A 2,626-nucleotide genomic window follows, 5' to 3' on the forward strand; every position below is an offset into this window, starting at 1 on the left:
GTATCGTGATGCCACCGATGACCCGCTCGCGTGCGGCGGCCGGCAATGTCGCCACCGCGCAGATGGCCGAGTACTACGCCCAGCGCGCTGGTGCCGGGCTGATYGTCAGCGAAGGCACCCAGATCAGCCCGCAGGGCCAGGGCTATGCCTGGACCCCGGGCATCCACAGCGACGAACAGGTGCAGGGCTGGCGCAGGGTCACCGATGCCGTGCACGCGGCGGGTGGGCGCATCTACGCCCAGCTCTGGCATGTCGGCCGTGTCTCCCATGTGGCCCTGCAACCGGACGGCGCGGCGCCGGTCTCTTCCTCGGCACTGCAGGCCGAAGGGGTGAAGGTCTTCGTCRACCCGACCGGCGCCGGTCCGGAATCCGGCGTGGGCGAAATGATCCAGCACTCGATGCCGCGCGCGCTGGGCGAGGACGAGATTCCGGGCATCGTGGCCGACTATGCGCAGGCCACCCGCAATGCACTGGCTGCCGGATTCGATGGCGTCGAGCTGCACGGCGCGAACGGCTACCTGATCAACCAGTTCATCGACTCGCAGGCCAACCAGCGTACCGACGGCTATGGCGGCGCGCTGCGCAATCGCCTGCGCTTCCTGCGCGAGGTGGTGCAGGCGGTGGTCGATGTCGCTGGCGGCGAGCGAGTCGGCGTGCGTCTGGYACCGCTGACCACGCTGCAGGGGGCGGTGGATGACACGCCGCAGGCGACCTATCTGGCTGCCGCGCATCTGCTGGGCGAGCTGGGTGTGGGATACCTGCACATCGCCGAGGCCGACTGGGAGGATGCCCCGTTGATGCCGGTCGCGTTCAAGCAGGCGCTGCGGATGATCTATCCGGGCACGTTGATCTACGCCGGCAAGTACACCGCCGAGCGTGCCGCGCAGGCGCTTGCGGAGGGATGGGCCGACCTGATCGGCTTCGGTCGGCCGTTCATCGCCAATCCCGATCTGCCCGAGCGCCTGCGCAGCGGCGCGGTGTTGAATTCGCCCGATCGCGCGACGTACTTCGGTGGTGGCGCGGCGGGATTCACCGACTATCCGGTGCTGGAAGAGGCAGTCGAGGCCTGAAGCAGCGTCCGCCGGGCATGGCCCGGCGCTACCGATGACGGCGGATGGGTGCCGACCGGTGGTCGGCACTGCCGATCAGGGCTTGTCGCGCACCAGTGCGTCTGCCTCGACCACGCCGCCATCCTTGCCATGCAGGTACAGGTGCATGTCCTGCTGCGGATACGGGATGTTGATGCCGGCCTTGTCGTAGCCCAGCTTGATCTGTTCGAGCAGGGTGACCTTGGTGCCGAAGTGATCGGCCGACTTCACGTAGCAGCGGATGCCCAGGTTGATCGCGTGCGCACCCAGCTCGTACACCACCACGTCCGGTGCCGGCGTCTGCAGCACGCGCGGGTCGGCCTTCATCAGGGCCAGTGCGGTATCACGCGCCAACTGGATGTTGTCTTCGTAACCGATGCCCACCACCAGCTCGACGCGGCGGGTGGGCTCTGCGGTGAGGTTGATGATCGGTGCGGCGGTGATCAGCGTGTTCGGAATGGTGGTGTGCTGGTTGTCCGCGCCGGTGATCACGGTCTGGAAAATGCGTACCTCGCGAACCGTGCCGGTCTGCCCGGCGATGGTCACCACGTCGCCTACGCGGAACGGACGCAGGGTCACCAGCATCACGCCGGAGGCGATGTTGGACAGCGAATCCTTCAGCGCCAGGCCAACGGCGAGGCCGGCGGTACCGAGCACGGCCAGCAGCGGAGTGATCTGCACGCCCAGCGTGCCGATGGCCAGGATAACCACGATCACCAGCGAGGCCGCGTAGACCACGTTGCGCAGGAAGCTGCCCAGCATCGGGTCCACGCCCATGCGCGAGGTGGCGCGCGGCATGGCATTGGACAGCCGTCGTGCCAGCCACATGCCGACCAGCAGCACCACGATCGCGGCCAGCAACGGCACGCCGTAGGTCTCCAGCAGGCGTTCCCAGTCGAGTGAGCGGAACCAGGAGGTCGTGGCGGGGGAGGGTGGGGCAGCGGCGATCATGCGGACTCCTTTGCAACGGGAACAGGTGCGACGGAAACATGGCGTACGCGGACGCCAGAAACAGCAAGCCCCGCAGAGGCGGGGCTTGCGTGCAGCTTCAGTATGGGCAGGCGTCGATGAAAGCGACGTCAGCCATCACACGTCAACAGGTCAACCTTTGGCCTTCAACTTGGCCAAGCGCAACCAGGTATCGACCACGGTGTCCGGATTCAACGACACCGACTCGATGCCTTCCTGCATCAGCCATTCGGCCAGATCCGGATGATCGGACGGGCCCTGGCCGCAGATGCCGACGTACTTGCCCTTGGCACGTGCCGACTTGATCGCCATCGACAGCAACTTCTTCACCGCCGGGTTCCGCTCATCGAACAGGTGCGCCACGATCGACGAATCGCGGTCCAGGCCSAGSGTSAGCTGGGTCAKGTCGTTSGAACCGATCGAGAAGCCGTCGAAGATCTCCAGGAACTCMTCGGCSAGSAKYGCGTTSGACGGCACTTCGCACATCATGATGATSYKCAGGCCGTTYTCGCCSYGCTTCAGGCCGTTCTGGGCCAGCACCTCGACGACCTTGCGGCCTTCTTCCAGGG

3 protein-coding genes are annotated in these 2,626 nt (G+C 66.3%); 1 reads left to right on the forward strand and 2 read right to left on the reverse strand.

Annotated elements, in window-relative coordinates; all coding sequences use genetic code 11:
• Positions 1-2: 2 nt before the first annotated feature.
• Positions 3-1,070 carry an alkene reductase gene (locus AC1VAN_RS17955; RefSeq protein WP_480986352.1) on the forward strand — a complete coding sequence of 356 codons (1,068 nt, stop codon included), beginning with the start codon at positions 3-5 and terminating at the stop codon, positions 1,068-1,070.
• A 75-nt stretch (positions 1,071-1,145) separates the two neighbouring features.
• On the opposite strand, the gene AC1VAN_RS17960 is transcribed toward AC1VAN_RS17955, so the two are convergent.
• Positions 1,146-2,039 carry a mechanosensitive ion channel family protein gene (locus AC1VAN_RS17960; RefSeq protein ID WP_025879264.1) on the reverse strand — a complete coding sequence of 298 codons (894 nt, stop codon included), beginning with the start codon at positions 2,037-2,039 and terminating at the stop codon, positions 1,146-1,148.
• 150 nt (positions 2,040-2,189) lie between these two features.
• Positions 2,190-2,626: putative PEP-binding protein (locus AC1VAN_RS17965; RefSeq protein ID WP_480986353.1), on the reverse strand; the 437-nt coding region annotated here is incomplete at its 5' end.

It is taken from the genome of Stenotrophomonas sp. 05L44_2 (assembly GCF_056665995.1).